Source organism: Burkholderia sp. IDO3 (assembly GCF_003366075.1).
Taxonomy (GTDB): Bacteria; Pseudomonadota; Gammaproteobacteria; order Burkholderiales; family Burkholderiaceae; genus Burkholderia; species Burkholderia anthina.
In genome coordinates this window covers 1,751,865-1,774,279 of sequence record NZ_CP028963.1, presented here as the reverse complement: position 1 = coordinate 1,774,279, position 22,415 = coordinate 1,751,865, and the positions used below count along the sequence as shown (strand labels likewise).

General features: G+C 65.2%; 24 protein-coding genes and 2 pseudogenes. 9 read left to right on the top strand and 17 right to left on the bottom strand.

What is annotated here, in order from left to right:
- Window positions 1-23: 23 nt before the first annotated feature.
- Entirely contained in the window at window positions 24-521 is a 498-nt protein-coding gene (locus DCN14_RS22905) for a universal stress protein (protein WP_096505434.1), read from the bottom strand.
- A 325-nt stretch (window positions 522-846) separates the two neighbouring features.
- On the opposite strand from DCN14_RS22905, the gene nodI reads away from it, so the two are divergent.
- The 3 genes and pseudogenes from nodI (at window position 847) to DCN14_RS22880 (ending at window position 3,516) form a co-directional block, all read left to right on the top strand.
- Entirely contained in the window at window positions 847-1,761 is a 915-nt protein-coding gene (gene nodI / locus DCN14_RS22895) for a nodulation factor ABC transporter ATP-binding protein NodI (protein ID WP_096505438.1), read from the top strand.
- Between the two features lie 6 nt (window positions 1,762-1,767).
- Window positions 1,768-2,601 (top strand): ABC transporter permease, encoded by an 834-nt coding sequence (locus tag DCN14_RS22890; protein ID WP_096505440.1) that lies wholly within the window; start codon window positions 1,768-1,770, stop codon window positions 2,599-2,601.
- Window positions 2,602-2,745: 144 nt separating this feature from the next.
- Window positions 2,746-3,516 (top strand): annotated as a pseudogene (locus DCN14_RS22880) (nucleotidyltransferase family protein).
- Here DCN14_RS22880 and DCN14_RS22875 read toward each other — a convergent pair.
- From DCN14_RS22875 to DCN14_RS22845, 7 genes and pseudogenes are all read right to left on the bottom strand, one after another.
- On the bottom strand, window positions 3,513-5,105 hold the full coding sequence (locus DCN14_RS22875) for an IS66 family transposase (RefSeq protein ID WP_059888143.1): 1,593 nt from the start codon (window positions 5,103-5,105) through the stop codon (window positions 3,513-3,515). The pseudogene DCN14_RS22880 and the gene DCN14_RS22875 overlap by 4 nt on opposite strands.
- Window positions 5,106-5,136: 31 nt before the next feature.
- Window positions 5,137-5,487, bottom strand: a complete 351-nt coding sequence (gene tnpB, locus DCN14_RS22870; protein WP_027810102.1) for an IS66 family insertion sequence element accessory protein TnpB — start codon at window positions 5,485-5,487, stop codon at window positions 5,137-5,139.
- Window positions 5,463-5,951 carry a transposase gene (locus tag DCN14_RS22865; RefSeq protein WP_111946431.1) on the bottom strand — a complete coding sequence of 163 codons (489 nt, stop codon included), beginning with the start codon at window positions 5,949-5,951 and terminating at the stop codon, window positions 5,463-5,465. The genes tnpB and DCN14_RS22865 overlap by 25 nt, the downstream gene beginning before the upstream one ends.
- 87 nt (window positions 5,952-6,038) lie before the next feature.
- Window positions 6,039-6,302: pseudogene (locus DCN14_RS22860) on the bottom strand (hypothetical protein); the annotation flags it as partial.
- A gap of 217 nt (window positions 6,303-6,519) precedes the next feature.
- The gene (locus DCN14_RS22855) at window positions 6,520-7,578 is read right to left on the bottom strand and encodes a permease (protein ID WP_096508356.1); all 1,059 of its coding nucleotides are present in this window, start codon (window positions 7,576-7,578) and stop codon (window positions 6,520-6,522) included.
- Window positions 7,575-8,702, bottom strand: coding sequence for a tRNA 2-selenouridine(34) synthase MnmH (gene mnmH, locus DCN14_RS22850; protein WP_096508355.1), 1,128 nt, complete (start codon window positions 8,700-8,702; stop codon window positions 7,575-7,577). Before mnmH ends, DCN14_RS22855 begins: the two co-directional genes overlap by 4 nt.
- 64 nt (window positions 8,703-8,766) lie before the next feature.
- Window positions 8,767-9,720: a LysR family transcriptional regulator gene (locus DCN14_RS22845; protein ID WP_096508354.1), complete on the bottom strand. Its 954-nt coding sequence runs from the start codon at window positions 9,718-9,720 to the stop codon at window positions 8,767-8,769.
- 163 nt (window positions 9,721-9,883) lie between these two features.
- Here DCN14_RS22845 and DCN14_RS22840 point away from each other — a divergent pair, with 163 nt between their 5' ends.
- A complete protein-coding gene (locus tag DCN14_RS22840) occupies window positions 9,884-11,305 on the top strand; it encodes a M20 family metallopeptidase (RefSeq protein ID WP_096508353.1) in 1,422 nt (473 codons plus the stop codon).
- A 34-nt stretch (window positions 11,306-11,339) separates the two neighbouring features.
- On the top strand, window positions 11,340-12,626 hold the full coding sequence (locus tag DCN14_RS22835) for an MFS transporter (RefSeq protein ID WP_096508357.1): 1,287 nt from the start codon (window positions 11,340-11,342) through the stop codon (window positions 12,624-12,626).
- A 73-nt stretch (window positions 12,627-12,699) separates the two neighbouring features.
- On the opposite strand, the gene DCN14_RS22830 is transcribed toward DCN14_RS22835, so the two are convergent.
- On the bottom strand, window positions 12,700-13,752 hold the full coding sequence (locus DCN14_RS22830) for an NADP(H)-dependent aldo-keto reductase (RefSeq protein ID WP_096508352.1): 1,053 nt from the start codon (window positions 13,750-13,752) through the stop codon (window positions 12,700-12,702).
- Between the two features lie 193 nt (window positions 13,753-13,945).
- On the bottom strand, window positions 13,946-14,383 hold the full coding sequence (locus DCN14_RS22825) for a PaaI family thioesterase (RefSeq protein WP_096508351.1): 438 nt from the start codon (window positions 14,381-14,383) through the stop codon (window positions 13,946-13,948).
- A 169-nt stretch (window positions 14,384-14,552) separates the two neighbouring features.
- On the opposite strand from DCN14_RS22825, the gene DCN14_RS22820 reads away from it, so the two are divergent.
- Window positions 14,553-15,035, top strand: coding sequence for a helix-turn-helix domain-containing protein (locus tag DCN14_RS22820; protein ID WP_096508350.1), 483 nt, complete (start codon window positions 14,553-14,555; stop codon window positions 15,033-15,035).
- Between the two features lie 425 nt (window positions 15,036-15,460).
- Window positions 15,461-16,084, top strand: coding sequence for a phospholipase D family protein (locus DCN14_RS22815; protein ID WP_096508349.1), 624 nt, complete (start codon window positions 15,461-15,463; stop codon window positions 16,082-16,084).
- 170 nt (window positions 16,085-16,254) lie between these two features.
- On the opposite strand, the gene DCN14_RS22810 is transcribed toward DCN14_RS22815, so the two are convergent.
- From DCN14_RS22810 to DCN14_RS22790, 5 genes are all read right to left on the bottom strand, one after another.
- A complete protein-coding gene (locus tag DCN14_RS22810; RefSeq protein ID WP_096508348.1) occupies window positions 16,255-16,473 on the bottom strand; it encodes a hypothetical protein in 219 nt (72 codons plus the stop codon).
- Between the two features lie 180 nt (window positions 16,474-16,653).
- Window positions 16,654-17,127, bottom strand: coding sequence for a VOC family protein (locus DCN14_RS22805; RefSeq protein WP_096508347.1), 474 nt, complete (start codon window positions 17,125-17,127; stop codon window positions 16,654-16,656).
- A 178-nt stretch (window positions 17,128-17,305) separates the two neighbouring features.
- On the bottom strand, window positions 17,306-17,845 hold the full coding sequence (locus DCN14_RS22800) for an aspartyl-tRNA synthetase (RefSeq protein WP_096508346.1): 540 nt from the start codon (window positions 17,843-17,845) through the stop codon (window positions 17,306-17,308).
- A gap of 16 nt (window positions 17,846-17,861) precedes the next feature.
- Complete coding sequence (locus DCN14_RS22795; RefSeq protein ID WP_096508345.1) at window positions 17,862-18,089, bottom strand: hypothetical protein; 228 nt, start codon at window positions 18,087-18,089, stop codon at window positions 17,862-17,864.
- 207 nt (window positions 18,090-18,296) lie between these two features.
- On the bottom strand, window positions 18,297-18,605 hold the full coding sequence (locus tag DCN14_RS22790; protein WP_096508344.1) for a phosphatidylserine/phosphatidylglycerophosphate/cardiolipin synthase: 309 nt from the start codon (window positions 18,603-18,605) through the stop codon (window positions 18,297-18,299).
- A gap of 205 nt (window positions 18,606-18,810) precedes the next feature.
- Between DCN14_RS22790 and DCN14_RS22785 the strand changes: the two genes are divergently transcribed.
- On the top strand, window positions 18,811-19,554 hold the full coding sequence (locus DCN14_RS22785; RefSeq protein WP_096508343.1) for a DUF695 domain-containing protein: 744 nt from the start codon (window positions 18,811-18,813) through the stop codon (window positions 19,552-19,554).
- A 744-nt stretch (window positions 19,555-20,298) separates the two neighbouring features.
- Here the strand turns inward: DCN14_RS22785 and DCN14_RS22780 are convergent.
- Window positions 20,299-20,664 carry a hypothetical protein gene (locus DCN14_RS22780; protein WP_240327427.1) on the bottom strand — a complete coding sequence of 122 codons (366 nt, stop codon included), beginning with the start codon at window positions 20,662-20,664 and terminating at the stop codon, window positions 20,299-20,301.
- 319 nt (window positions 20,665-20,983) lie between these two features.
- Here DCN14_RS22780 and DCN14_RS22775 point away from each other — a divergent pair, with 319 nt between their 5' ends.
- On the top strand, window positions 20,984-21,448 hold the full coding sequence (locus tag DCN14_RS22775) for a hypothetical protein (protein ID WP_096508342.1): 465 nt from the start codon (window positions 20,984-20,986) through the stop codon (window positions 21,446-21,448).
- A 77-nt stretch (window positions 21,449-21,525) separates the two neighbouring features.
- On the opposite strand, the gene DCN14_RS22770 is transcribed toward DCN14_RS22775, so the two are convergent.
- On the bottom strand, window positions 21,526-22,044 hold the full coding sequence (locus DCN14_RS22770; RefSeq protein WP_096508341.1) for a GNAT family N-acetyltransferase: 519 nt from the start codon (window positions 22,042-22,044) through the stop codon (window positions 21,526-21,528).
- Between the last annotated feature and the right edge of the window lie 371 nt (window positions 22,045-22,415).

Sequence of the window (22,415 nt, the reverse complement as noted above, 5' to 3'; positions counted from 1 at the left end):
CAGCCGGTCACGCCGTCATTGCGTCACTTGCCATTCGTGGTCGCCGCTTCGCGCTCGCGCGCAATCTCGGCCTTTTGCTCTTCGGCCGACGAACACGCCACCAGAATGCTGCAGTTCACGCGATCGAGCAGTTGCGTGTTGCCCGACCCCATCCACCATCTCGACAACCCGCTGCGGCACCGGTGGCCGACAACGACGAGGTCCGCCTGCAATTCCGTTGCGAGATTCGCGATTTCGTCGATCGGATAACCGAACGCGAAATGGCCTTCGGCCTGAACGCCGCGCTCGCGCAGCCAGTTCACGCCTTCCTGCAGAATCTCGCGTGCCGTTTCCTCGAAACGGCCGCATGCGACGTCGGTCAGCAGACCCGCGCTCTGGGCGATGCTCGAGCGCATGTCGACGACCGACAGCAAATGCGTTTCCGCCTTCAGGTCCAGCGCGAGATTGGCGCCGCATCGCAATGCCTTGCGCCCTTCGAGCGTGCCGTCGTAGCACAGCAGAATCTTGTTGTAGCAAGCCATGAAGCCCCCCTATCGCGAATACGTACCGATGCATTCATCATGGTGCGCCGCAATTCCGGACGCAAGGGATGGAAAACGCTGATTCGCCCCGCATGGCGGGTCGGCGATGATGCAGCGCAAGATCCGTGCATGCAATCGCCGTGCCGCGCGCGGCATGCCCTGAAGAGACGCAGCCGATGCACTAGAATGGCCCGTTCGTGCCGCCGGCACGCGTTCGCTTCGGTCATGCTCGTGTGACACGCATTCGCCCGGTCCGTTCGCATGCCGGCCGCGCACCGGCCGGCAGCGACACGCACCGCAGCCGCTTACAACGACAAAATTGCCCATGTCCGTTGCACCGATCGATTTCCGGAACGTCGAAAAACGCTATGGCGACAAGCTCGTCGTCAACGACCTGTCCTTTCACGTCGAGGCTGGCGAATGCTACGGCCTGCTCGGGCCGAACGGCGCCGGCAAGACCACGACGCTGAAGATGCTGCTCGGCCTCGCCTATCCCGATGCAGGCACCATTTCGCTGTGCGGCGAACCGGTTCCGTCGCGGGCGCGGCATGCGCGCCACCGCGTCGGGGTCGTTCCGCAGTTCGACAATCTCGACCCCGACTTCACGGTTCGCGAAAACCTGCTCGTGTTCAGCCGCTATTTCGGGATGTCGGCACAGGCCGCGCGCGCGCTCGTACAGCCGCTGCTCGAATTCGCGAAGCTGGAAAACAAGGCCGATGCGAAGGTCGGCGAACTGTCGGGCGGGATGAAACGCCGCCTGACGCTCGCCCGCGCGCTCGTCAACGATCCCGACGTGCTGGTGCTCGACGAGCCGACCACCGGCCTCGATCCGCAGGCGCGGCACCTGATGTGGGAGCGGCTGCGCTCGCTGCTTGCGCGCGGCAAGACGATCCTGATCACCACGCACTTCATGGAGGAAGCCGAGCGCCTGTGCGACCGGCTGTGCGTGATCGAGGAAGGCCGCAAGATCGCCGAAGGCGCGCCGCACGTGCTGATCGAGTCGGAAATCGGCTGCGACGTGATCGAGATCTACGGGCCGGATCCGGTCGCGCTGCGCGACGAGCTGGCGCCGTTCGCGAAGCACACCGAGATCAGCGGCGAGACGCTGTTCTGCTACGTGACCGACCCGGAACCGCTCAGCGCGCGACTCAAGGGTCGCCCGGGGTTGCGCTATCTGCATCGTCCGGCCAATCTGGAAGACGTGTTCCTGCGGCTCACGGGCCGCGAAATGCAGGACTGATCGATCATGGACGTACGCAACTATTCCGCCGCCGCGCCGTCCGCACCACCGCGCGAGTCGCGCTTCGCGATCGCGCTGCCCGCGAACGCGACCAACTGGATCGCCGTGTGGCGGCGCAACTATCTCGTGTGGCGCAAGCTGGCGCTGGCGTCGATGTTCGGCAATCTCGCCGATCCGATGATCTACCTGTTCGGGCTGGGGTTCGGGCTCGGCCTGATGCTCGGCCATGTCGACGGCGTGTCGTATATCGCGTTCCTCGCGGCCGGCACGGTCGGGTCGAGCGTGATGATGTCGGCGAGCTTCGAGTCGATGTATTCGGGCTTCTCGCGGATGCACGTGCAGCGCACATGGGAAGCGATCATGCACACGCCGCTCGCGCTGGGCGACATCGTGCTCGGCGAAATCGTCTGGGGCGCGAGCAAGGCGATGCTGTCGGGCGTCGCGATCATGATCGTCGCGGGGCTGCTCGGTTATGCGCAGTTTCCGTCGATGCTCGCGGCGCTGCCCGTGATCGTGCTCGCCGGCCTCGCTTTCGCGAGCACCGCGATGATCGTCACGGCGCTCGCGCCGTCCTACGATTTCTTCATGTTCTATCAGACGCTCGTACTGACGCCGATGCTGCTGCTGTCGGGCGTGTTCTTCCCGATCACGCAGTTGCCGCCGGTCGCGCAGCACGCGGCGCATGCGCTGCCGCTCGCAAACGCGGTCGAGCTGATCCGGCCCGCGATGCTCGGCCGGCCGGCGACCGACATCGGCCTGCACGTCGCGGTGCTCGCCGGCTACGCGGTGGGCGGATTCGTGGTCTCCGCGTGGCTGTTCCGGCGGCGGATGATGCGCTGACGGCCGGCGCGCATGACGCCGGCTCGGTACGACGTGGCGACGACCTTACTCGTCGTCGTCGCTCCACGGAATTTCGACGTCGGTCAGGAATGCAACGGTCGCGAGCGGGCCGCCTTCCTGGCGACCGAGCTTGCCGTCCGCGCGATGCCATTCGACGCGAAACTGCGTGCCCGGATCGTCGGCAACCAGATAGACCGCGCGCAGCTCTTCCGTAAGCGGTCGGTAAAGGACGCCTCTCTCCTCCATCTGCGTCACACTCGGTTAAGATCGACTTGCCGTGAGCGGCGAGTTTGCTCAGCGGCAGATCGTCGCCTCTACCCAGCGGACTCTTCGCCCATGCCATCAACTGATTTCGAAGCACACCTCGTTGCCCTTGCGCGAGAGTCTTCATGGTTTTGGCCTGCACTGGTTGCAGTCCGGTCCCTGAATCTACCCTCCTGGTGCATTGGTGCTGGTGCCGTACGGAACCTCGTCTGGGACTCTTTGCATGGATTGGAGACATCGTCAGCATTGCGTGACGTCGATGTTGCGTACTTTGATGGCGCTGATCTTTCTGCAGAGCGCGACGCAACGTTTCAGTCTCATCTAAGCAGGATGCACCCCCAATTGCCATGGGAGGTCACCAATCAAGCCGCCGTTCATACCTGGTTCGAGGCGGCTTTTGGTTACGCCGTGCCACCATTGAAGTCGCTGGAGGCCGCCGTCGCGTCGTGGCCAGAGTATGCAACCGCAGTCGGGTAGACTCTACTTCCTGATGACACGATCAAGGTTCTTGCACCGTATGGGCTGGATGATTTGTTCGCCATGGTGGTTCGTCGGAATCCCGAGCGAGTCAGTGTCGCGACGTATCGGCAGCGGGTACAAGAGAAGCAGTATCGCAATCGCTGGCCTCGCGTGACCATCGTTCACTGCTAAGGGCTCGTACTCGGTGGCTCGCCAGTCGGTTGGTTATTGTATGGTGACGCCCAAGGCAGCAGGGCCGCGTAGCTGTCAGCGGTTGAAGCGTGCGGCAGATTAGCAAACAGCCAGACGAGATAGCGGTATGGGTCGATGCCATTCGCCTTGCAGGTCTCGACCAGTGAGTAGAGATTGGCGCTGGCCTGTGCGCCGGCTACCGTATCGGAGAACAGCCAGCCCTTGCGTCCGACGACGAACGGTCGGATCGCGTTCTCGCACAGGTTGTTCGAGATCGGCCAGGTACCGTTTTCGACGTAGCGAACCAGTTTGGGCCACTGTCCGCTTAGATACTGCAATGCCTTGCCGAGCAGACTCGACGGCACGACGCCCGGTAGATGCTCGACCAGCATGCGCTCGATGATGCCGAGCACGCGGGTGCTGTATCGCGCACGCAGTCGCCGCCGACATTCGGGTTTCCACTTCGCGCTGCGCGCCTCGGCCGCGAACAGCTTGCCGATCAGCACGACGAAGCGCGTGGCCAGCAGATCCGGCGAGCGTGCAGCCTTCGGCACCGACTCCTCGGCCTTGATGAAGCCGCGGCGCACGTGTGCCCAGCATCCGAGATGCACGAGCTGGTGATCGTGGGCGATTCCGTTGTAGAGCTCGTACCCATCAGTCATCAGCACGGTGCCAGGGTGCACGCCAGCATAGAGCTTCTGCGCGTGCTGGGCGCCGCGCCCCGGCGAGTACGAGAACATCCGTACTGGCGGCCCCGAGCCGTTGACCTGCGCCCACAGGTAACTCTTCGCCTGCGGCCTGCGTCCTGGCTCCTTCAGCACTTGGAACGTTGTCTCGTCGCCGTAGATCAGGTCCGATTCGAGCAGCGCGTCGCGCATCAGGTTGATCACCGGCTGCGTGGCCAGTCCCACCCGCACCACGCTGGCGGCCAGCGTGTTCGACGAGATGTCGCCGCCGAAGCGACGCAGCAGCGAGGTTTGGCGATACAGTGGCATACCATACTGGTACTTGCCAGTGATGATCCACGCTAGCGCGGATTCCGTGAGCAACCCGCGCGGGATGATACGCGCTGGCGCCGGCGTGACCTTGATGCCGAGATCACAGCACGGGCACGCGTACTTGACACGCTGGTGCTGAACGACGCGGACCTGCTCGGGGATCACGTCAAGCTGTTCGCTCGTCTCGACGCCGATCTCCACGAGGGCATAGCCGTCGTGCGCGCAGAATCGTTCAGACTCGGGTAGTTCGTGCCGCACGACCTCGCGCGGCAAGTTCGGATCGAGTGGTTTGCGTCCGCGCTTGCCTCGCGTGTGGGCGGCGACAGACGTGCCGGGCGCGTCCTCGCGCGCGGGCGCATTGGTAGTGGTGGCCAATGCTTCAGCTTCGTTGAACAAGCCGAGTTGGTCGGCATGGCGCGCCTCGCTAGAGGCGCCGAACAGTTCGTGCTTGTAGGCCCGCAGCTTCTCTTCGGCCAGATCGCGCTGGGCCGTCACGAGTCGAAGCTCACCACGCAGCGCATCGCGTTCGGCGCTCGCGGCAATCAGCGCTTCGTACTCCTCCGCGCTCAACATGACGGGTCTATTCGGCATGGCCGATTAGACCATGCCACCTGCGTGGTGTTCAGCTCATCCGCGCGTAATATCGCTGGGGATGCTTCTGGATCACGGCCAGGTCAATGCCGTCGAGCAGCCAGTGCAACTGTTCGGCGCTGAGCGTGATTGTGTCTCCTCCGTTCGGCCAGATGAAGCGGTCGGCTTCGAGTCGTTTGAGCAGCAACCAGAAGCCGTTGCCACCCCAGCCAAGGATCTTGATGCGATCACGACGGCGATTGCCGAACACGAACAGCGCCGAGGTCATCGGGTTCAGACGCATCGCCTGTTCGACCAGAATCGACAGTCCGTTGATGCCCATTCGGAAGTCGACCGGGTCGCGATGCAGGTAGACCTTCAGCCCTTCGTCGAACCGGAACAAGGCAGCCTCCCCAGCATCTGGATCACCGTGGCCAGTTCATCGACGCCCGCCTCGCCAAGATCGAATTCGACACCATTGGACAGGCGCACATGCAAGGAGAGCGCCATCGATTTCTCCAAAGGTGGTGGATCAGGCGGGAGTGCTGGCGGCAATGCGGAAATCGACGCGATTGGCACGAATGCTGGTGATGTATTGGGAATATCGATTGTGACGCCGTCGGAAATTGCAGGCGACCGAGCTACCCGATCGTGCTCGATCTGGGCCTGTATCTTTTGATGGCGGGCGACCCAGCTGCGCAGCAGATTTGGATTTAGATCGTGCTCCATTGCCGTTCGCGCTATCGACACACCAGGCTGCAGACAAAGTTGCACCAACTCGTCGCGGGCAGCATCGTCGTATTCTCGACGGCCATCTCGTTTTCGGCCAACAACCAGTCGGCTACGCAAGTCTTGTTTTTCACTCATACACTCTGATGCCAGCTGTCCACGTGGACACGTAGCATCAGAGTGCAGCGATTTCTACACAAGGGCGTCGTTATTCGATCGCTTACGCTCTTCCGCGTCGGCTTCGTCGACCGGACCGTCGAACGACACCAGCATCTTCTGCGGCCACAGGCCGTTGGCCGGATCGTAAATGCGGTCGCCCTGCGGAATGTCGATGCTCGCCTCGACGCCGATCGTGGCAGAGGCTTCGATGATCATCGTGCCGAGCGCGTTCAGCACGGCAGTCGCCCGCGCGGAATTGGCCTGGCGGATCGCGAGATCGCCGCGCGTCAGCGCCTTTTCGAGTCGAGGATGAATCTTCGGTTGGGTCATGCGTTTTCCTGTTTGCTTCTTGTAAAGGGCGCCGCACGCATGAAGCGGCGACGCCGGATGAATACGACCGGTGCGTGACGGGCGCGGCCTGCGCGTCCGGCGGTGCGCAATCACACGCGCCCTTCGGTGCCGGCAGCCGGGCATCTCGCCCGCAGCCGCCTACGCAAGCCGGCTGGCCGGGGTGACGCGCCGGATGACCGGCCCGTCCGCGCGCCCGTCAGAACCCGAACGCGATCGCGAGCAGCCCGCTCGCGATCCCGAACACGATGACGAGGCCCGTGACGATCGCCAGCATGTAAGGCTTGAACGAACGCGCGAGCATCGCGAGCGACGGCACGCTGATCGGCGGGAGCGTCATCAGCAGCGCGGCGGCCGGGCCGACGCCCATGCCGAGCGACAGCATCGCCTGGATGATCGGCACCTCGCCGGCCGTCGGAATCACGAACAACGTGCCCGCCACCGCGAACGCGACGATCCAGCCGAGATGGTTGCCGATGTCCGGGCCGATATGCGGGAACAGCCACGCGCGCGCCGCGCCGAGCAGCAGCACGAGCACGATGTATTCGGGGATGAGCCGCACGGCCATGCGCGCGAGCAGCTTCATCCAGCGCACGAACGGATTGCCCGCCGCGGCCTGCTCGGCCACCAGCGCAGCCAGCTGCGCGTCGTCGATGCTGCGGTCTTCCGGACGTGCGATCCGGTTCAGCAGGTAGCCGATCCCGAACACCATCGCGACACCGAGCACCAGCCGCAGCGCGCTCCAGTGCCAGCCGAGCACGAAACCCATGAACACCAGCGCAGCCGGATTCAGCACCGTGTTGCCGAGCCAGAACGCGACCGCGCCGCCCGGCGACGCGTGCCGCGCGCGCAGGCCCGCGACGACCGGCGCCGCGCAGCACGTGCACATCATGCCGGGCAGCGACAGCAGGCCGCCTGCGGCAACGCTGCCGAAGCCGGTGCGGCCGAGCACGCGCGCGACCCAGTGCGCGGGCAGCAGCGCCTGCACGGCCGAACCGAGCAACAGGCCGAGCACCATCGCTTGCCAGATCGCCTTGCCGTACGCCCATGCATAGTCGAGCGCCGCCTTCAGCGACGGCTCGGGCGCCGTTGCCGACGTGCCCATCAGGATCGACTGGCCGATCGAATGATGCTCGGCGGCGACGAACGCCTTGTTGTAGTACGGAAACCATTTCACGTAGAACAGCCCCGCGATCGCGATCAGCAGGAAGGTCATCCAGCCGAGCGCCGGACTGGGTTGGGTGCGTGTGGTCGTCATCGTGTGGTAATCGATTGGTCTTGATCGGTTGTGGATGCCACGCCTGCCGCCAACGCGGCCGACGCAGGCAGACCCGCTTGCGCGAGCCGGCCCAGCAGCGCGCGCGCCTGGTCGCGCACGTCGGCCGCGTTCGGCTGGAACGTGAACGTCAGCGCCCGGTTTGGCTTGTTGTACGTTGCACGGTAGGTGCGCGCATAGGCGGGATCGTAATGCTTGTCGATCAGTTCGGTGAACAGGTCGGCACGCGCGTCGGCATCGATCAGCGCATTCCAGTGCGCCACCTGGTCACGGCTGTGCAGGCCGATCAGCCGATCGAGCTGCGCCTTGAACGCGGCCGGTGCGTCGAACAGATGGGCGTAATCCTCGAGCAGGAACGCGATGCGCTCGTCGTGTGCCGCGTCGACCTGCACCCACGGCCCGGCGTGAAACGCGTCGATCAGCGCGATCGGCAGATGCACGAGCCCGATCCGGCGGCTTTCCGACTCGACGAACACCGGCCATTCGGGGTCGAAATGCCCGAGCGCCTCGACGAGCCCCGAATCGAACCCCTTCTGCGACGGCTGCGGTTTGCCCGGCAGCGCGCCGAGCAGCGAGCCGCGATGACATGCGAGCGCTTCGAGATCGAGCGTTTGCGCGCCCGCATCGCGCAGCGCGTTCAGCAGCCGCGTCTTGCCGCAGCCCGTATGGCCGACGAGCGCGATGTAGCGAAACCGCGTCGGCAGCGTGTCGAGCGTCGCGCACACCGAGTGGCGGTATGTCTTGTAGCCGCCGTCGAGCTGGCGCGCCTGCCAGCCGATCAGGTTGAACCAGGTCGTCATCGAACCCGAGCGCTTGCCGCCGCGCCAGCAGTAGATCAGCGGCCGCCAGTTGCGCGGCCGGTCGGCGAACGTGGTGTCGAGGTGACGCGCGATGTTGCGTGCGACCATCGCCGCACCGACGCGCGTCGCTTCGTACGGCGATACCTGCCGGTACATCGTACCGACGATCACGCGCTCCTCGTTGCTGAGCACGGGCGCGTTCAGCGCGCCGGGAATATGGTCCTCGGCGAACTCGAGCGGCGTACGCACGTCGATGATCTCGTCGAACTCGCCGGCGCGATCGAGGGTGACAATCAGGTTCTTCAATTTGGCGTCGAACAGGGGCGATGCGGCTCGGCGAGCCGCACGGACACGGAAGGCGGATTCGCGATTATCTCACGCCCGGGCGTCCCGGGCCGCGCGCGGCAACCGGCGGCGCCGATGCGGCGCTCATCACGTCGACCAGATGGTCGCGAAACGCGCGCACGGATGCGGGCAGATCGCGCCCCGCCATGGTCTGCACCTGGATGCTGCGCTCGCGCAGTTGCGGGTTCGAAAGAGGCACGATAACGAAGCCGTCCGCGTCGAAACGGTCCCGCACCGACAGCAGGCCCGTGAACATCACGGCCCCGGTGCGCTGCACGTAGCGATACATCACCGCGGTGTTGTTGCTGGTCAGTTCGGGCTCGAGCATCAACCCGTCGAGCACGCACGCGATGTCGATCAGCTGGCGCACCGTCGTGCCGGCCTCGGGCAGCACGTGCGGGTGCCGCGCGACATCGGCGAGCGACACCGACTCGCGCGCCGCGAGCGGATGGTCGTGCCGCACGAGCGCGAAGACCGGCGCACGTTCGGTATGTTCGACGCGCACGCCCTGCTCCGGCGCGAGACTGAACGTCAGACCGATATCGGCGTCACCGTCGCGCACGCGCCGCGTCGCGTCCGCCGGCGACACGACCCACACCGAGAAATCGACTCCCGGATGGCGCGCCTTGAAGCTCGCGAGCGCGCCCGGCAGGAAATCGATCGCGAACCCTTCCGAACAGGCGATCTTCAGCAGGCTGCCGTGCAGCGCCTCGAGCCCGCCGATTTCCTTCATCACGTGCTCGGCTTCCAGCAGGCTGCGCTGCGCGAAGCCGAGCAGCCGCTCGCCCGCCTCCGACAGCGCCATCCCGCGCGGCCGGCGCTCGAACAGCGGCGCACCGAGCTCGCTCTCGAGCTTCGCGATCTGGCGGCTGATCGCCGACACGGCGACGTGCAGTCGCGCGGACGCGTCGCTGATCGACCCGGTGCGCGCCACTTCGACGAAGTACCTCAATGCAAGACCATGCAGGAAAGCCGTCATCGTTCTGTCCCCGTGCCGCTGCGGGCCGCCGAGCTTTGCCTTTTCGGCAAAGAAATGTTCGAAATTCGATCATTGTGACAAAAAAAACGGCTTTCTAGAATCGATCGCACTCCCGGTTGCGCGCACCGTGCGCGCGCCGGCAATACGACAGAGGAGACACGTCTTGAGCCGTACCGCCGCCATCCAGCACGCGCTGAACCAGTTCGAATCGGGCGCGTTCTTCACGACCCTCGGCCGCCGCGTCGGCCTGCGCACCGAAAGCCAGGAAAGCGGCACGGGCGCCGCCCTGCGCGCCTACCTGACCGACGAGATCGCGCCCGAAACCGCCCGCCTCGGCTTCACATCGCGGATCGTCGACAACCCCGTCGACGGCGGCGGCCCGTTCCTGCTGGCATCGCGCCACGAAGACGACGCCCTGCCGACCGTGCTGATCTACGGTCACGGCGATGTCGTGCGCGGCTACGACGCGCAATGGCGCGCGCCGCTGTCGCCATGGACGCTGACCGCCGAAGGCGATCGCTGGTACGGCCGCGGCAGCGCCGACAACAAGGGGCAGCACACGATCAATCTCGCCGCGCTGGCGAGCGTGCTCGACGCGCGCGGCGGCCGGCTCGGCTTCAACGCGAAGTTGCTGATCGAGATGGGCGAGGAAACCGGTTCGCCGGGCCTCGACGCGCTGTGCCGCCGGGAGCGCGACGCGCTCGCGGCCGACGTGCTGATCGCATCCGACGGGCCGCGCATCGCCGCCGAACGTCCGACCGTCTTCCTCGGCTCGCGTGGCGCGGTCAATTTCAGGCTGAGCCTGCGCGCGCGCGATGGCGGCCATCACTCCGGCAACTGGGGCGGGCTGCTGCGCAATCCGGCGACCGTGCTCGCCAATGCCCTCGCATGCCTCGTCGACGCGCGCGGCGCGATCCGCGTCGCGGGGCTGCGCCCGCCGCCGATTCCGGCGGCCGTGCGCACGGCGCTCGCCGACCTGTCGGTGGGCGGCGGTCCCGGCGATCCGGCGCTCGATGCCGACTGGGGCGAGCCCGGCCTGTCCGCCGCGGAGCGCGTGTTCGGCTGGAACACGTTCGAGATCCTCGCGTTCAAGGCCGGCAATCCCGACCATCCGGTCAATGCGATTCCGCCCGTCGCGTATGCGCACTGCCAGCTGCGTTTCGTGGTCGGCACCGACTGGGAAGCGCTGCACACGCATCTGCGCGCGCATCTCGATGCGCACGGCTTCGCCGACATCGCGATCGACGTCGAGCGCGGCGCACCGGCAACGCGCCTGTCGCCGGACGACCCGTGGGTACGCTGGGCCGTCGCGTCGCTCGCGCACACGACCGGCAAGAAGCCCGCGATCCTGCCCAATCTCGGCGGCACGCTGCCGAACGAAGTGTTCGCCGACACGCTCGGGTTGCCGACGCTATGGGTTCCGCATTCGTACCCGGCATGTTCCCAGCATGCGCCCGACGAGCATCTGCTCGCGAGCGTCGTGCGCGAGGGGTTGCAGATGATGGCCGGCCTCTTCTGGGATCTCGGCGATGCCGCGCCGCCCGTTCGCCGCGCGGCGCCCGCCGCAGCCGGCGCCGCCCTGTAACGCGCTTCGCCCTTTTTCGGGACATGCTCACACGATGAATACGACCACCCTGACCTCGCAGGACGCCGCCAGCCCCAGCGCCGCGAAGATCCGGCGCATCATCTTCGCCGCGTCGATCGGCAACGCGCTCGAATGGTTCGACCTGATCGTCTACGGCTTTTTCGCGGTGACGATCGCCAAGCTGTTCTTTCCCGCGACGAGCGAGGCGACGTCGCTGCTGCTCACGCTCGGCACGTTCGGGCTGTCGTACCTGATCCGGCCGATCGGCGGTTTCGTGCTCGGCGCCTATGCGGACCGCGCGGGCCGCAAGGCGTCGCTGCTGCTGTCGATCGGGATGATGATGGTCGGCACGCTGCTGATCGCGCTGATGCCGACCTACGCGTCGATCGGCATCCTCGCGCCGCTCGGGATCATGCTGTCGCGGCTGATGCAGGGCTTTTCCGCCGGCGGCGAATTTGCAAGCTCGACCGCCTTCCTCGTCGAACATGCCCCGCAGCGGCGCGGTTTCATGTCGAGCTGGCAGTTTGCGAGCCAGGGCCTCGCGACGCTGCTCGCGTCCGGGTTCGGTGCATTGCTGACGTCGACGCTCACGACCGCCCAGCTCGAAAGCTGGGGCTGGCGCGTACCGTTCCTGTTCGGCCTCGCGATCGGCCCGATCGGGCTCTACATTCGCCGCTACGTCGACGAAGGCGTCGAGTTCAAGACGCAAGCGCGCTCCGAAGCGCCGGTGCGCGAGCTGTTCGCGGACCAGAAGATGCGCGTGCTGCTGTCGATCGGCGTGCTCGTGATCTCGACCGCGATCAACTACATGGTGCTGTACATGCCGACGTATGCGATCAAGCAGCTCGGGCTGCCGGCGTCGACCGGCTTCGCGGCGACGCTCGCGACCGGTTTCGTTCTGACGCTCGTCACGCCGCTCGTCGGTCACCTGTCCGATCGCACCGGGCGCATTCGAGTGATGGCGGCCGCGGCCGTGCTGATGCTCGTCACCGTGTGGCCGACGTTCGTGTGGCTCACGCATCATGCGTCGTTCGCGACGATGCTCGCCGCGCTGATCTGGATCGGCCTGCTGAAAGCAACCTACTGCGGCGCGCTGCCGGCGCTGATGGCCGAGCTGTTCCCGTCGCAGACCCGTGCGACCGGTCTCGCGGTCAGCTACAACACGGGCGTCACGCTGTTCGGCGGCTTCGCGCCGTTCATGATCACATGGCTGATCAGCGCGACCGGCAACCGGTTGTCGCCGGCGCTGTATCTGATGGGTTGCGCGGTGTTGAGTCTCGTCGCGCTGCTGGTCGCGCGCGCCCGGCTCGGGATGCGCTGACGACGCAAACGACCGCATCCGCGTGTCCAACGCGGCCCGTCGCGGCATCGCTGCCGCGCGGGCCGCGCGCCGTTTACGGCGCCGGGTTCGGCTGCCGTTCGTGCAGCGCGTCGATCTCGGCAAGGATCTCGTCGGACAGCGTCACGTCGATGCTGCCGATGTTCTCCTTCAGTTGCTCGAGCGACGTCGCGCCGACCAGGTTGCTGCGCACGAACGGCCGGCTGTTGACGAACGCCAGCGCGAGTTGCGCGGGCGACAGCCCGTGGCGTTTCGCGAGTTCGACGTAGCGCGACGTCGCCTCGACCGCCTGCGGCTTGCTGTAGCGCTGGAAGCGCTCGAACAGCGTGATGCGCGCACCGGCCGGGCGTGCGCCGTTCTCGTACTTGCCGGACAGCCAGCCGAACGCGAGCGGCGAATAGGCGAGCAAGCCGACCCCGTCGCGATGCGTGAATTCCGACAGGCCGTTCTCGAACGTGCGGTTCAGCAGGCTGTACGGGTTCTGGATGCTCGCGATACGCGGCAGCCCGAGCTTCTCGGCCGCACGCAGGAATTGCGCGACGCCCCACGGCGTTTCGTTCGACACGCCGATCGCGCGGACCTTGCCGGCCTTCACGAATTCCGCGAGCACGCCCAGCGTTTCCTCGATCGGCACCGTGTACGCATCGTCGACCCACGGATACGCGGGGCGGCCGAACGTCGTCGTGCTGCGATCGGGCCAGTGCAGCTGGTACAGGTCGACGTAGTCGGTCTGCAAGCGTTTCAGGCTGCCGTCCAGCGCTTCGGTCAGGTTCTTGCGGTCGAACTGGTTGCCTTCACCGCGAATATGACGCGGATTGTGCGGCTGCCGCGCCGGGCCCGCGATCTTCGTGGCGAGCACGATCCGGTCGCGCTGCGCGCGATGCTGCGCGAGCCAGGTGCCGATGTATTGCTCCGTGCGGCCCTGGGTATCGGGCTTCGGCGGCACCGGGTACATTTCCGCGGCGTCGATCAGCGTGACGCCCTGCGCGAGCGCGTAATCGATCTGCTCGTGTGCGTCGCGCTCCGAATTCTGCTCGCCCCACGTCATCGTGCCGAGACCGATCAGGCTGACCTCGATGCCTGAATCGCCGAGTGTGCGGTATTCCATGCTGTTCCTTCGCGGGGGGTGGAAAGCAGGAACGCTATCACATTGAAGCGAACGCTTCAGATGGCGGACGCGGACGCTTACAGGCTGCCTTCGGCCGGCGCGCGCCCGGCATGCGGCTGGCACGCGCCGGCCCGCGCGTGCCGCGCTCGCATTGCGTCGAACGGCGAAGCCGGCCCGCCGCCCGCCGGCCTCGTCATTTCGGCCGCTGGATGAAGCACGTCGCCGATGCGTGCGCAACGATCTTGTCGTCCGGCGTCTTCAGCGTGCCTTCCGCGACGCCGAGCGAACGCGACAGGTGAATCACGCGCCCTTCCGCGATCAGGTCGACGTCGCGCGGCACCGGACGCAGCATCTTCACGTGCAGGTCGACCGTGCCGTAGCCGACGCCCGCGTCGAGCATCGAATGGACCGCGCAGCCGGTGACCGAATCGAGGACCGTCGCGGCGAACCCGCCGTGCACGCCGCCAAGCGGATTCAGGTGCCGGCCGTCCGCGCGCGCGGACATCTTCACGTAGCCGAGCTCGACGCCCAGCGGGCGCATCGGAATCGTCTCGGAAATCGACGCAAGCGGCACGTCGCCCGACACGGCCGCACGCAGCAGTTCGATACCGGACAGGGAAAGCGGATTCATCGGGTGGTCTCCTGATTGAAAGCGCGTCGCCGCGCGAGTAAGTTCCAAATTGGAACTTATTATTGACAACCGCGCCGGGCTTGTCAACGCAACAGGTGCCCGCCGTAATCGAAGGCGGGTTCTATAATCGGTCCCGCTCCTTTGCTGAACCGCCGCACGAGACTCGATCATGAAATGGGATGACATCGGTACGTTGAACTGTTCGGTCGCGCGCACGCTCGCCGTGCTCGGCGACCGCTGGACCATGCTGATCCTGCGCAACGCCTTTCTCGGCTGCCGCCGCTTCGACGCATTCCAGACACAGCTGGGCCTCACGCGCCACGTGCTGGCCGAACGGCTCGCGCGCCTCGTCGACGAAGGCGTGCTGGTCAAGCACGCGTATCAGGAGCGCCCGCCGCGGTTCGAATACCGGTTGACGGAAAAGGGCCTCGACCTCTACCCGGCCCTGCTCGCGCTGATGACGTGGGGCGATCGCTGGAAGGACGACGGCCAGGGGCCGCCGATGCAGTTGCGCCATCGGACCTGTGGCCAGCTGATGCATGCTGTCGCGGTGTGTTCGGCGTGCGGCGAACCGCTCGATGCACACGACGTACAGCCGGAACCCGGGCCCGGGTGGATCCCGCGCGAAGACGCCGGGCCGCTCGATGTGTGACGCCTGGCGCATGGCGCCTGCTGCGTGCGCATCGCAAGGGATCCGTCGCGTATAGCGTCTATGTCGGCAGCGTAGCGTCTCGCCTGACCGGCATTCGCGTTGCGGCACCCTGCTGCTCCATTCGCCCATCGCGCTGAAGCTGCCGATCGCATTCGCGCCTATCCGCATTGCGTCACGCGTGGAGCGTACGCAATCCACGTGCATGTGCATGTGCATGTGCATGTGCACGCGTACCACATCGCCATCAATCGATCGGCGCGATCATCGATCCCGCGCAGATACCGCTCGACGTCCGAACATCGTCGCATCGACGCATGGCGCGGCACGCCGCAGCACAACGCGACTATTCGCATTCCGGCGTGGCCGCGCCGCCACGTCTGCGTTACACTCACGGCCCGCTGTCTCGAAATTATTCGCTGTCCAAGATGTTGTCGCGCAATCGCCTCGCCGCCACCTGCCTCGCCGTCTCCCTGCTCGCCACACCGTTCGCCGCCTTCGGCAAGACGCACAGCGAATCGCTGTTGCAGCAGGCGATCGACTACATCGCGCAACTGCTGCCGGCCCCGACCCATGAAGCGCCGGCCACGCAAGTCGTCGAATCGGCGTTCTCGCCCGATGGCGGCGCCGAAGCGCTCGTGCTGAAGGCGATCGGTGCCGCACGCAGCTCGATTCGCGTGGCCGCCTACTCGTTCACGTCGCCGCCCGTCACGCGCGCACTGCTCGCGGCCAAGCGACGCGGCGTGAATGTCGCGGTCGTCGTGGACGACAAGGGCAATCGCGCGAAGAGCAGCAAGCAGGCGCTGAACCTGCTCGTCAACGCGGGCATTCCGACGCGCACGATCGATGTCTATGCAATCCACCACGACAAGTACCTCGTGATCGATGCCGAACACGTCGAGACCGGTTCGTTCAACTACAGCGCGTCGGCGGCAAGCCGAAACTCCGAGAACGTCATCGTCGTCTGGAACAATCCGCAGCTCGCATCGCGCTACCTCACGCATTGGCAAAGCCGCTTCGACCAGGGCACGCCGTACCGCTCCTCCTACTGACGCATCCCGCGCACGCGCCACCGCAAACGCGGCTCGCGTACAGCGCGCCGACGCGCCGTCGTCATTCAACATTCATTCGCGATGTCGTCAATGATCGGCGTCCATCGCGCACCAATCAACCTGGCCGAATGGCCGGTACACCCATGCTCGGGTCGCGACGATCCGCGAAGTCAATGGATGCCGGGCGATCGCGCCACAAGTTGCGTATCCGCGGCACACCGGCTGCCCTGCGTCGACGCACCGCTTGCCGTACGCTGCGGCATGTCGCGATCGCCGCCCGGCAGCGCGCTCAGCATGCAATCCATGCTGAAGTTCAACGTGTTGTGGATCATCGGGTAAAGCAGGTACAGCGCAAATGCGAGATACCCCGCGTACAGAATTCGAGCCATGGTTCGACAGGATGAGTCATTGATCTCGCCCTGTTTACGGCATCGCCCCGCATGGCTTGAGGTGCGGCCCCCTCCGATCGCACCACCCGATGCAGCGCGCGACGCATGAAGGCCGACGACGAACGTGCCGACATTCGCCGCCACGCCCGCTCGCCGTTCAGCACGATTTATCCGGCTCGATCAGCCCGCGCACGGCGGTGCGCTCGCCATCGCGTCCGAGATCTGTTCGGGCGTCAGGTCGCGCTGGTGCGTGGCGATCGACCAGCGGTGGCCGAACGGATCCTCGATCTGCCCATAGCGATCGCCCCAGAACATGTCGGCCGCCGGCATCGTGACTGTCGCGCCGGCCGCGACAGCCTGCGCGATCGCCGCGTCGGCGTCCGGCACGAACAGGTGCAGGCACACCGGTGTGCCTTTCAGCGTCTTCGGTCCGAGTGCGCCGTGCTCGGGCATTTCATCCACCAGCATCAGCGTCGAATCGCCGATCGCGAGGCAGGCGTGCGCGAGCCGGCCATCGGGCGTCGGCAGGCGGAACCGCTCGCTCGCGTCGAACGCACGTTTGTAGAAGTCGATTGCTGCTGCGGCGCCGGCACAGATCAGGTGCGGCGTCAGCGTACGCATCCCTTCGGGGATCGGGTTGACGGACGTGGCCATGGGTGTCGCTCCTTCAGTCGGTTTGTCGTGTCGGAAAGCGGGACGGACGCACGATGCGTACGCCTCCGATCCTACGACGGACTAGCCCGACGGAAATCGACATGCCCGCCGACATTTTTTGTTCCATTTTTTATTCCAATCGCAGACGGGCCGACCGGGTTGCGTGCGCGCCCCGGAATCAGTCCACTCGACCGGCGCGATCTTCCGGCATCCCGAACTGCCGGCGGCACGCCTCCAGCAACGCGGCAACCGAGTCGAGCGGAAGATCGGCAAACCGGTTGATCGGCAGCATCACGCCGCCCGGTACCCTGGTGCGCGGCGAATGCGCGGAGAACTGGTAGCCGATGTAACGGTTTCCCGCGACGCTGACGATTCCGAATTCGGTGACGTCGCGCCACGGCGTGGCCGGCTTGTCGCGCATCGAGCCCACCAGCCTGAAGCCGGTTTCGTCGATATGCAGTGCCATCTTGCGGCGCGATATCAGGAAGAAGCCGCCGCTCAGAAGCGCCAGCAGTACGGCCAGCGCCGCCACCGGCCACAGCGCCACGTTGGCCGCGTACCCGCACGCGCTCAATACGGCGAGCACCGCACAGACGAGCGCCTTTCGCCTGAAACTGCGGCTGTCGACCGGCAGCACCACCGGCAACGCGCCCGTCACCGTTCCCGCGACCGGGTCGACATGCCAGACGGCATCGTTCGTTTCGCTTGCGTCGCTCATCGTGCCGGTCGCTCGATCAATTGCACACCTTGACGGCGCCGTCGGACGTGCACTCGTGGACGGCCCAGTGGCTCTGGCCGGCAAGATGCGGCGCCTGGCCCATACCATGAATCGGCGTGGCCGGCGACGATACCGGAACCGCTGTCGATGCGGTCTCGGGCGACGGCGATACGGTTTCGGTCTGACAGGCCGCGAGCACCAGGCAGGATGCGACGGCCAACGCGGCGATGGAGTGTCTGGGCATGGTCTCGTGCGCGGTTGCGTTATTCGCTCGTTATCGGCACGACGGAACGCGCGTCGGCCTTCCCGTCGACCCGATCGGCACGGTCGGCAACGATGCGGGACGGTTGCGCGATACGACTCCTCGCGCTCGGCGTGCGGCGAATGCGCAAGTGTTTGCGTGCGTCGGCATCGCTCGCGCCCGCGTCTGCCACGATCCGGCGCTCGCCGTTCAGATTTGCGGAAGATCCCGCAACGTACGCGACTCGTTCGTCACATCGACGTCGAGCTCGATGCCTTCGGACGCGTCTCGATACAGCACGCGCTTCAGTTTCGGTCCGACCGCCGTTCCGTCGACTTCGTCGAACACCGCGTGAACGTCGTTGCCGGACGCGAGCGCGTGCGCCACCTCCGCCACCGCTGCTTCGCTCGGCGTCGCGGCCCACGACCGGTCGGCCGGATTGACGGCTGCCCAGCGCACGTGCGTCACCCGAGCGCTGCGCGGATCGATTCGGACACCATTCACAGCAAACGTCGACATCGCAGTCTCCTTCCAAATTGTTCTTGCGCAATGTGCGCGCGCGCCGAACCACGGAACGCGCTCGCCGTGCGCCAGCGCCCGAATTCGATCGGCCTCGGGATGCCCCGGCTCACCATCAAGCGCGCATCTTCGGCCAATGCGATTTTCGATGATACATTGGGACGCTTTGCAACCGTCAACAGACAATCGTGCACGGGAGAAACACATGACCGACGCCTGGGGAACCTTCCCTGCCAGAATGGGCGACCATCAGGCCTTCATCAGCTTCAATAACAGCTATGCGGAAATCGCCGAAAGCGATCCGCGCACGGCGCTGCTCAGCGTGCGCGTCACGCTTGCACATCCGACGCCCGACGGCCTGCCGAGCAGCGACGAGTTTGCCGATCTCACCAGGATCGAGGATCTGCTCGATGCCGCCGTGATCGCGAAAGACGGGGTGCAGGTTGGCCGCATCACCGTCGACGGCAATCAGGATTTCATGTTCTACGTACCGTTCGACGAAGCAGCCGCGACAGAGATCGTCGACTCGCTGGCCGAACAGACGACCTACGCGCTTCAGTACGCGTACCAGGACGATCCGGACAAGGAAACGTACTGGCGCACGCTCTACCCGACCGACGACGACTGGCAGTTGATGCGCGACATGCGCGTGCTCGAAGCGCTGCGGCAGCAAGGCGACGCGAGCGACGTGAACCGGCGCGTGATGCACTGGGCGTACTTCCCGGAGCCGAGCGACGCGCACCAGTTCGCCGACTGGGCCGAAGCGAAAGGCTATCCGGTCGAATCGGTCGCGCCGACCGAGGACGGCAAATCGGCCGTGAGGTTTGCGCACGAAGGCGCGACGACGCTGGCCGACATCACGCGCCATACGCTCGCGATCAATCGCGAAGTGCGCTCGCTCGGCGGCGAATACGACGGGTGGGAAACCAGCGTCGAGCAGGCTGGCTGAGCGGGCAGCAACACGCGATGCGTTGCACGTAACCGGGTCTCGACAGGCTCGGGGCAAAAAACATCCCGGCGGCGCGGTGACACGCCGCCGGGATCAAGGCATCACCGGCCCAGACCGGCAATGGGCCCAAGCGATCGCTTGAGCACGAGGAAAGCGATTCATGCGGAGCAGGCGAACGGATGCCGGGGCGCGAAACGCAGCCAGCCGAACGCCTGTCCGGTTGCTCCGACGCGGCCTGCATGCGTCGGACGGCCAAAAAGCCCCGCTCCTGCGCGAGCGAGCGGGGAAACGGTTGACCGGGCCGGGGTAGATCGGTCAACCGGTCAGATTGTGAATCTCCGCCCGTGCAATCGTCTGTGCGGCAACTCACCCTTTCAACCGGAAAGCCCGTGTGCTGTGCGAATCGCGTGGCGCGCCCGAAGCAATAGCGGTGGCCGGTGCGAACACTGCCGCCGAGATGCGCGGGCAGGTAGACGATGTCGTGTATTTCTGGCGTTCCAGCTGACGCGCGGCCCATCGATGGTCTTGTCGTATCTGCCGCCTTCGAACCGCATCGCGACATGTTTCGAGTCCGGCTTTTTTGATCGCGTGTCAGGCTCGGCCAAGTCGCGCGCATGATCGCGACGACGCTATCTCAATGTCGTTGTTCCGGATTCTCGTGAACCGATGTTCGCGACTTCCGGAATCGCCTTCAGGATTTACGGACCCGTCGCTACGCTGGACCGTCTGTCAACCGGCCGGCAATCATATCGCTCCAGTCCAGATCGTTCGCGATTTCAACGACGACCTCGCTGACGAGCGCTCAGCGGCCGGCTCATCGCCGGGGACAGCACCGGCCGTAGCGGCATTCGCCGCGGTGACTTCGACGCGCGGTACGGGATGCGGGCCGACCTGTTGCTCCAGCCCGTCGACAATATTTGCGCGCGCGGCCTCTTCGTCGGCAAAATCGTTCCGTGTGAGGAAACGGTCGCACATGATCCACTCGACCGTCTTGCCTCGCGAAATCGAATCCAGTTGCCAGTCGGTCACATCGACACGGCCGGTTTCCCGGGTGTCGAGCATCGCGGTGAAGCGGCAATCGAGATACTCGATCTCAAATCCCGGCGACATGATTTTCTCCGGCCACGCCGCCCATTGGTACGGGTGATGCCCCATGCCTGTCCGGTTTCACGCGCTGTGTGAATCTTGTGTGACTTTCATCGCGCGTGTCATTCGAACCGGGGTATCGCGATATTCTCGTAAGATGTCGATGTCGGCTGAAAACGCATGACCGGGTCGCGCCAGCAACTGCTCCGTGACCGGTTCCTTGCGCCGTTCGGTCATACATGATTCGCCGTTCGTATTCCGGGCATCCGCCTGCTACGCGGCCGTGGCCGTGATCGCGCTGCTACACCCCCACAAAAAATCGCATGCGCCATCAGAGGCAATAATGACACTCGCTCGGGCACAACAAGACGGCGTGGAGGTCTGGATCATCCAGCTTCCCGGACACGCCGCCTATACCTATACGCATCTGAAGCGGGTATTCGCCTCCGACGACTCGCGACATCGTGTCGTGACGGTCGACCTGAGGAAACTGCTGGCCTGCGCCGACCGCGACACGACCGATTATGTGCTGCCGTCGGTGCAGTACTGGGCGCCGGGCAAGGCTGCCGGCATTCGCGAATTCCTCGACCCGGACGCGGCGAGGATTCCGGACATGCCGTTCATCACGTTTCGCGAGACGAGAACGCGGACGCTGCTCGGCATCCCGGGCCTGTCGAAAATCGGTGTCGCGTCGTTCCGCAACGGTCAGCATCGTGCGCGCTATCTCGCCTATGCGGGCGCGACGAGCCTGCCCGTCGAAGTACATGAAACAGAGGCGGATTTGCTCGTACGTTATTGCGGCGAGTAACAGCCTACATCCGGCGGTTGTCCGCGACGGACATCTCGCGAGCAGCCGTTCTGTTCACTGCCTGCCACTCTCCGCCTTTACGCCTCGATTACGTAGACCCGGTCAGTCACTTCCGTTAGGCCGATATGGCTCGTTTCGACAGTGAGCAATTGCCAGCCATTGTGTTCGTAGAAACCGATCGCGCGAACATTGTCGTCGAGCACGGACAAATGAACCTTGCCCGAGCCGATATTTCTGGCCCACGCGCGAACGGCTTCGATCATGCGCTTTCCCGTACCGCTTCCGTGATGGTCGGGATGTACGTGAAGACAATCGAGCAGAACGCCACGCGCCGAATCGACCGGCTTTTCAGCGCTCACGAAACCGACCGGAACGCCATCCGATTCCGCAATCAGCACGAGCCCCCACTCGGCTTCGTTGCGATCGAAATAATTTCGCCAGCGGGTTGCGTGTTCCGCCGGCACCTCATCGGACAGATAGGCCGCCGGAAGGATATGGCTATACGCGCTCTGCCAGCTCAGTGTGTGCAAGCGAGCGATGCGTTCGGCATCGTGTGGTGTCGCGCTGCGCAGAATGACGGTTCGGTTTTCCGGCATGCGTGGTGACTCCCGTTGAGTGATCGTGGCCGGGAAAGTGTAGCAATCGCGATATTTCAACGGCGCGTTGAATCGCGAATCGCGCGAAATGGCGTAGCCCCAAAAAAATGTCCCGACGCCTTCCGGGGCGTCGGGACCGAACGGCCCTGCAAAGCTGCGGGCACGAGGAATTGGATAGATTACACGAATGCAAGACTGTGAAGTGTTGGCGGTTTGCGCCACATCACGGTTCTATTCCGCCAATTTGCATGTCGATGATCGTTTTAAGACTGCCGCTTTGCGTCGCGGATTCATAAGCGAATTCATCGAGCAGCCTTTCGTACTGTGCTCGATATCCAGGTAATCGCAGTCGACCATCGGCGTGAAAGACT